This is a genomic window from Flavobacterium sp., from assembly GCF_028712645.1.
Taxonomy (GTDB): Bacteria; Bacteroidota; Bacteroidia; order Flavobacteriales; family Flavobacteriaceae; genus Flavobacterium.
Genome location: NZ_JAQTPQ010000017.1, coordinates 19131 through 27477, shown reverse-complemented (window position 1 = coordinate 27477; position 8347 = coordinate 19131). Strand labels below are relative to the sequence as shown.

Below are 8347 nucleotides of genomic sequence, written 5' to 3'. Positions count from 1 at the left end.
TCATATTCGCCTCGACCACCACCGCCAGAACACAACATCATTGGGACTTTTGGATATTTTGCTCTAATTCGTTGGAGAACTTTATACAAACCTTGGGTGTAGTCTACATATAAATTAGTCTGAGGTAATCCTTTTTTATTAAGATATGTAGAGTAGGCATTATAAATTGTTGCATTGCAATCCCATTTTATAAAGGCTAATTCTGGATTTTTTATAAATAGATTGTCTACAATTCCAAAAACAAAATCTTGAACTTCAGGATTTGATAAATCTAATACTAATTGATTTCTATAATAAATCTCTGGTCTTTTGGGTTGACGAATAACCCAGTCCAAATGTTTCTCGTACAATTCGCTTTTTGGGTTTACCATTTCAGGTTCTATCCAAATACCAAATTTTACACCTTCTTTCTTAGCTTCTTTTACGAGGTAACCCAAACCGCTCGGTAATTTCTTTTTATTTTCCTGCCAATCGCCAAGTCCTGCATCATCATTATTTCTTGGATATTTATTACCAAACCATCCATCGTCTAACAAAAACATATCTACTCCTAAGTCTTTTGCATCTTTAAATAAGTCTTTAAGTTTATTTTCATCAAAATCAAAATAGGTGGCTTCCCAATTATTCAGCAAAGTAAGTCGTTCTCCTTGTCCGTCAAGCAGTCTGTATTTTCTAGCCCAATCGTGCAAATTTCTGCTAGCCTCTCCAGTACCATGATTTGAAAGTACATAAATTAAAGAAGGAGTTTTAAAAATTACGTTTGGAGCTAATGAATATTCAGAAGCAAATGAATTGATTCCGGCAATTAATCTAAGATTTTTATTGGAGTCGATTTCAAATTCTAGTTTAAAATTACTACTCCAAGCTAATTGTCCCAACATCACAGTTCCTTCATTTTCTGATGCTGGTTTGCCAAATGAAACCATAAAATTAGGAGTTTGCGTAAGCATTGCTCTAGTTCCTAATTTTGTATCTAAAGTTCTTATACCTTGCACAAGCTTAGTTTCAACAGGCTGCATTTCTTTTAGATATTCTCCTTGAAAACTGGTGAGATAGAAATCTTTACCTCCAAAAAATAGATTTGCTGAGGCGTATTTTTGTAATAATACTGGTTTCTTCTCATTGTGTTTAATCTCAGTCCATTGTTCAATTACATTTTCTTTTACCCAAACTTTGTAAAACAAAGTTACCTCAAATGGATAAACAGGATCTTTAAGCAGGATACAGGTAATTGAACTATTAGCGTCTATTTTTTCAATTTTATGACTTACATATTTTAGTTCTAATGAAGTATTTCCGTCGGTATGTTTTACTTGGATTGCTGGTTCAGAAAGGTTCCATGTGCCAGATGGTGTATAGGCAGAGTTGTAAATTCCTTGGTTAGAATAATCATAATTATAGCCTGCTGAAACCGCTTCGAATTCATTTTCGTTTTCAAGTGGTTTTCCAAAATATACGTTCATCAGTCTATTATTACTATCGGTTTGTAATAACAACATACTGTTCTCTGTTTTAATAGGAATGGTTACTGTTTGTGCTAATAAAAGGTTTGTGGTAACAATAAAACTAAAAAGCAATATTTTTTTTAAGTTTAAATAATTGGTCGTTTTTTGTTTCATAATTCTTGTTTTGTTTTTTATCTTTTATTCAATTGTAATCGTTTTATTGTCAACCCCAAGTCCTATAATTTTTAGAGACTTCCATTGTTTTGGCAAAAGCCCTTTATTATATTTTAATCCACTATCCGTTTGTTCTACTCCTCCAAAACCATAAATAACAGCTTGAAGCATTGCTCCCGCACCAGTTGCGAAATAAGGATTGTTGCTGTTTGATGATTCCGAAAAAACTCCAAAAGGGGGACGGCTATTCGGCAAATAAGATTTTACAAAGTAAGCGTATGCTTTTTCTTTATCACCCATTCGAGAATATAAAACTGATACTACTCCAGAAGCCATAGCGGGACCGTCTTTTTTATCAATTTTTTCAGAATAATAATCTAAGTCTCTTTCTATTTGAGCTTTGTCAGTAATAATGTGCAACGGATAAGCTAATAAATTTACATCAGCTTGTTTAATGGTTTGTCCATTGTAACCTTTGTAATTTTGAGTTATTCCATTTTTGGAGTGAATTATTATTTTTTCGGAAACATCCTTCCATTTTGGGTCGATTGGCTCGTTTAAAATAGTAGCGGCTTTGATAGTGTTTTTCAAAGCTTCAATCGCTGATGCATTGGTAAAAGCATTATCATCGACATGTTGTGCATATTCATCAGCACCAACGACATTTAAAATAGAATAACTTCCGTCAGGATTTTTTACTACTCGACTTACCCAAAAATCGGCTGTTTCTTTTAATACTTTATACTCACTTTGCAACCAAGATTTGTCTTGTGTCAAGGCATAATAATTCCAAAATGCAATTGATACATCGGCAGTTATGTGTTGTTCGAAAATTCCAGTCAAAGCCCAAGTGGGTGTTGCTTCTTCACCTGTATCATCTGATTCCCACGGAAACATTGCACCTTTATAACCATAAACGGTTGCTTTTTGTTTGGCTTTTTGCAATCTATCGGAACGATAATCCAGACAAGATTTTGCCATATCGGGTTGTAATGCCAAAAGTGTTGGATACATCCAAAGTTCACTATCCCAAAATATGTGACCGTTATACCCTTGTGATGACAAGCCCATTGGAGCAATGCTTTGTCTGGTTTCCGGACGGATGTAAGAATATAAATTATACAATGCAAATCGAACGCGTTGTTGTGCATCTAAGTCGCCTTCGATTTGAATATCTCCAGTTTTCCATAATTCTGCCCAAGCTTGTTTGTGACGGTTTAGTAAATTATCGATGCCTTGTTGTAAAGCGTAAATAGGTTGTCTTTCAGATTCGTTCAAAGGATCAGTAAAATCTTTAGAAGTGCAAATTCCGCCAGCAATGGCAAAACGATATTTTTTTCCTTTTAATAAATTTTTTGTAAAACCAACTTCATTTCCAGTTTGTTTCAAAGTTTCTCCTGTTCCATCAAAAAGGAAAGTAGTTGCTGCAGAAACTGTATATTTTCCGTTTAGAGTATTAGCTGTAGTTCCGAAAACGGGCATTATAAATTGATTGTCTTTTAAAACTCGAAATTGACTTTTGGCTTCTTTTAATTCATCAGGAACATTCATATAGTTATTAGCAACTATTTCAATGTCTTTATTAGGAGTAATTTCTACAATTGCCATAGCCGAATAAGGAACAGCTCGATTAGCTAAAATAGTATAATTGATATTTGCCAAATTTTTGAATGAAAAAGAAGTAGTACTTGTTCCTTCTTTCATAGAAATAACCTGACTCCAGTCGGAAATGGTGTTAGATAGTATTTCTTGTCCATCAATACTTAAATGCAAATTTAAAAATTCGATACCTCGAACGATTCTACTGATTCCATTTTCGGGACTGCCATCGTAAACGCCGTTCAAAATTATTTCTTTGGTTTTCAACGGCACGTCATCAGTAACAATTCCTATTTGACCATTTGCCATAGCAACTCCAAAATAATTTTCGCGAGAATTAGCCACTAAATGCCATTCGTCAGATTTTGTTTGGCCAAAGCTAATTGTGCTTATTATTAATGTTAGTAACGAAAGTTTAAATTTTGAATTCATAATTTTAATTTTGAATTCAAACTTAAATCCTTTTTAAATAATAAATAGGGGAAATTGAAACAAGAACCTGAAAAATAGCTTCGAAAACGTTTTCGATAAGTCGAAAACGTTTTCGTTTTTTATGATTTTAATTATAATTAAAAATGAATTCTACTTTTAAAAATTAATTATAATGATAAATTCACAAAAAAATGAAATTCCCGAGTACTATTCTTTTTAATGTTATTCTTCTGCGAAGCAGTGTCTAAGGATTTTCTCTTGAAGTACTTGAACATAAAATGTTTAAATAATGACTAAAAACCTAAATGTGATTTGTTTTGGAGAGGTTTTGTATGATGTTTTCCCAACACACAGAAAAATTGGTGGAGCTCCGTTGAATGTGACTTTGCGATTAGCTTCGTTAGGAATTAGTGCTCAAATTATTAGCCGAATTGGAGACGATGATTTAGGAAAAGAATTAGTAGCTTTTGTTCAAGCAAATGATGTTGCTACAGAAACTATTCAAATTGATAAAATTTATTCTACAGGCGAAGTATTGGTTCAATTAGATAAAAAAGGTTCTGCTTCTTACACCATTAATTATCCTGTTGCTTGGGATGAAATTGAAGTGACTTCTGAAGCTAACAATGCCGTAAAAAATGCGAATGCATTGGTCTTTGGAAGTTTAGTTTGCAGAGATGAAACTTCTTATAAAACCTTAGAAAAACTGATTAAAAAAGCCAAATATAAAATCTTTGATGTCAATCTTCGCGCACCGTTTTATACCAAAGAATTGCTAGTAAATCTTATGAATCAGTCGGATTTTATTAAATTTAATGATGATGAATTGTATGAAATAAGTGAATATCTTGATTCTCCTTTTCATTCATTAGAGCAAAATATTTTTTTTATTGCAAAGGAGACAAACACAAAAAGTATTTGCGTAACAAAAGGAAGCCACGGAGCAGTTTTATATTACAAAGGCAAAATGTATTACAATAGTGGTTATAAAATTAATGTTGCTGATACCGTTGGGGCTGGCGATTCATTTCTTGCGGGATTATTAAGTAAATTATTAACTAATGAAGAACCACAAAAAGCAATAGATTTTGCTTGTGCTTTAGGAGCTTTGGTAGCAAGTAATGAAGGGGCAAATCCTAAAATATCAAATGAGGAAATTACAAAATTTATGAATATTTAGAATAAAAAAACCAATAATATGAAACAAAAAATAAAATTATTATTTGCTTTTTTAATACTAATCTTTCTATCCAATGAAATAATTATGGCACAAGAAACAAAATCTTCAATCGATAAAAAATGGTGGAAAGAAGCCGTAATTTATCAAATTTATCCAAGAAGTTTTAAAGATAGTGATGGCGATGGTATTGGTGATTTGAAAGGTATTATCTCTAAGCTAGATTATATAAAAAGTTTAGGAATTGATGCTGTTTGGTTGAACCCAATTTACGAATCGCCAAACGATGATAATGGTTATGACATTAGTAATTATCGTGATATTATGAAAGATTTTGGCACAATGCAAGACTTTGATCAATTGCTAAAAGGGATGCACGACCGAGGTATAAAATGCATTATGGATTTGGTGGTTAACCATAGTTCTGACGAAAATTATTGGTTTCAAGAAAGTAGAAAGTCGAGAGATAATAAATACCGAAATTATTATTATTGGTGGCCAGCCGAAAAAGGAACTCCCCCTTACAGATGGAGCTGGTTTGATATAAATAGCAATGCTTGGAAATATGATGCACAAACAGATTCGTATTACTTGCATTATTTTTCTGTAAAACAACCTGATCTTAATTGGAATAATCCAGAGGTTCGCAAGGAGATTTATGATATGATGAAATATTGGCTTGATAAAGGAATTGATGGTTTTAGATTGGATGCTTTTCAATTTGCTTCAAAAGACCCTTCATTTCCAGAATTGCCTAAAGAAATTATTGGGAACACTCTAGAAATTATTAAATATTATGGAAATGGACCTCATTTGCACGATTATCTTCAGGAAATGAATCGTGAAGTCTTAAGCAAATATCCTGACGCAATGACTGTTGCCGAAGGTGCTGGAGATTCTCCAAAAGCGGCTATGAAATTTGTTGATCCAGAGCGAAAAGAGTTAAATATTGCCTATCATTTTGAATCAGTTGATATTGGCAAACATATTAGCGATTTTGGGCTTGTAAAATATAAAGATATTTTTTCTCGCTATGACTTGGAATTAAAAGATAAAGGTTGGCTTTCTATTTTTATGGCCAATCACGATCAACCCCGTATGGTTTCTAAATTTGGAAATGACACGCCAGAATACAGAGAACTTTCTTCAAAAATGTTAACCACTTTTGTAATGACGATGCGTGGAACAACCTTTTATTATAATGGAGATGAGTTAGGAATGAGTAATATTCGTTTTGATAATATCGATGATTATAATGATGTTGATACTCGTAATGCCTATTTAGGTCTAAAGCAAAAAGGAGGTGATTTAGCCGCTTTCTTAGAAGAAAAAAAACAAACTTCAAGGGAAAACTGTAGAACGCCGTTTCAATGGAATACAACTGCGAATGCTGGATTTACAACAGGTAAACCGTGGTTGAAAATAAACCAAAATTATACAACTGTAAACGCTGAAGCGCAAGAAAAAGATTCAAATTCACCTTTAAATTATTTTAGAAAATTAATTCAACTTCGAAAAAACAATCCCGTTTTGATTTATGGAAAATATACCCTTTTGGACAGAGAAAATCCAAATGTGTTTGCTTATACTCGTGAGTTAGAAGGTAAAAAAATGCTAGTGATGTTAAATTTCACTTCAGAAAATGCAGCAGTTAACACAGGAATAGATATGAAAAACGCTAAAATAATTAGTGATAATTATTTTTATTCAGATTCAATAAATAATAGTATATTGCGTCCTTACCAAGCCTTAATTATGGAAATTAACTAATTTAAAATTATAAAAAGCTAGGGTGTAAATGATGAAAAAAAAGGCAACACTTTTATTAATTCTACTAATAACCATTACATTATTTTATAATGTAGTGGGCTATTATTTGATGTGTGCCTTTGAAAAAGAGCAAACCTGGGTTTCTGAAATGCAAAACATCCCAGATTCAGAGTTCAAGGTTATTCAACTCAATGCTACTTTATATTCATTTACCGAAGATACTAATATGGAGTATGTAAATGAAAATGTTACCATAAACCATATTACTTATCATATTTTCAAAAAAAGAATTCAAAATAATATTATCAATTTATATTATCTTAGAAATGACCATCAAGATAGTACTAAAATTAAATTGGAAAAAATTGCCGATAGTCAATCGTATGATTCCACTACTACAAGTAAAACACCGTTAAAAAAACTTTTTAAATCAAGTTTGAACGATTATTTATTTGACAATCTATATGTTAATAAACCTGTATTTATTGCTCAAACAGATGTCGATAAATTTATTGTGGGGACAAAAGATGGGCTGCATTCGGGATATTCCACATTATTGTACACTCCTCCAAAAACTACTTAGTTTTACTCGCTTATTAATGAGGCTAATTATTTAAATTATAACTAGTTGCTATTCAATAACGAAATATATCTCTATCACTTTAATTGCTGTTAAGTATTTTTTATTTTGACAGCAGTCAAAGAGGGATTTATATGTGAGTATTTATTTTATATTTCCAATTTTTTTATAAAATGGCATAATTGTCTTGAAAAGGTCATTGTCTTTGATTTCTTTATGAAATCTATATTTTTTCAAAAATTTCGGGTATCTTTTAAATATTTATTAAAAAAATCATTGTTGTCCGATAAAATTTTAAGAATAATCAACAGGTCGCTCCTCTGGAGCTTTATTTAACAAAAATCACCATTTCCTACAAACAGTCCACTCCTATCGGAGCTCATTTTTAGTCCCATTGGGACATGCTGTTTGTAGAAAAAGTAAGTCGCCAAAAACAAGCTCCAGGGGAGCGACCTGTAAGTATGTACTATAAACATTGAGTTCTAAATTTAATTTATGTTTTTTATCGGACAATAATGAAAAAAAATCAAGCTATTAACAGAATCAAGTCTCTTTGTATTAAAGAGCATTTTTGATATTTTACAGTTTTTAGATCAATGACTGTAAATATTAAATTTTAATTTATAAAAACACATATTATGAAAACAACATTCAACACCTTGTATTTTAATTTTAGCAATACAATGGAAAAACATAGTATTTTATTATTAAGAATTGCTCTTGCAATTGTCTATGTCTGGTTCGGAGCACTCAAAGTTGTCGGAATGAGTCCTGCAGAAGAATTAGTTCAAAAAACGGTTTTTTGGTTTAAACCTGAAATATTTGTTCCTCTCCTTGGTATTTGGGAAGTAATAATTGGACTTGGAATACTTGTTAAACGTTTTATTCCTATTACAATTGTGTTGCTTTTATTGCATATGGTTGCCACTTTTTTCCCTGTATTTATTTTGCAAAAAGCCTGTTTTGAAGCCTTTCCTTATTGTCCAACATTAGTGGGTCAGTATATTATTAAAAACTTTGTAATAATCTCGGCAGCTTTTGTAATTGCTGGAAAATATAAGCAGAAGGATTTAAGTCCAGACAATATTTTAATTGATGTAAATTAAGTATTTTGAAATAAAGTAAATGTTTTAAAATAAAAGTTATATTTACAATAAAAACAAGAAGCTT

Annotated in this window: 6 protein-coding genes; 4 read left to right on the top strand and 2 right to left on the bottom strand. The window is 31.6% G+C overall.

The annotated features are described in order from the left end of the window. Positions 1-1619: alpha-galactosidase (locus tag PHC28_RS02505; protein WP_300096409.1), on the bottom strand; the 1619-nt coding region annotated here is incomplete at its 3' end. A gap of 24 nt (positions 1620-1643) precedes the next feature. After that, the gene (locus PHC28_RS02500) at positions 1644-3650 is read right to left on the bottom strand and encodes a glycoside hydrolase family 65 protein (RefSeq protein ID WP_300096408.1); all 2007 of its coding nucleotides are present in this window, start codon (positions 3648-3650) and stop codon (positions 1644-1646) included. 289 nt (positions 3651-3939) lie between these two features. Here PHC28_RS02500 and PHC28_RS02495 point away from each other — a divergent pair, with 289 nt between their 5' ends. The 4 genes from PHC28_RS02495 (at position 3940) to PHC28_RS02480 (ending at position 8283) form a co-directional block, all read left to right on the top strand. Further along, positions 3940-4830 (top strand): carbohydrate kinase, encoded by an 891-nt coding sequence (locus tag PHC28_RS02495; RefSeq protein ID WP_300096407.1) that lies wholly within the window; start codon positions 3940-3942, stop codon positions 4828-4830. Between the two features lie 18 nt (positions 4831-4848). Then, a complete protein-coding gene (locus PHC28_RS02490; RefSeq protein ID WP_367277976.1) occupies positions 4849-6597 on the top strand; it encodes an alpha-glucosidase in 1749 nt (582 codons plus the stop codon). Positions 6598-6625: 28 nt separating this feature from the next. Then, positions 6626-7180 carry a hypothetical protein gene (locus PHC28_RS02485; protein WP_300096406.1) on the top strand — a complete coding sequence of 185 codons (555 nt, stop codon included), beginning with the start codon at positions 6626-6628 and terminating at the stop codon, positions 7178-7180. A gap of 635 nt (positions 7181-7815) precedes the next feature. After that, positions 7816-8283, top strand: coding sequence for a DoxX family membrane protein (locus tag PHC28_RS02480; RefSeq protein ID WP_300096405.1), 468 nt, complete (start codon positions 7816-7818; stop codon positions 8281-8283). Positions 8284-8347 lie beyond the last annotated feature (64 nt).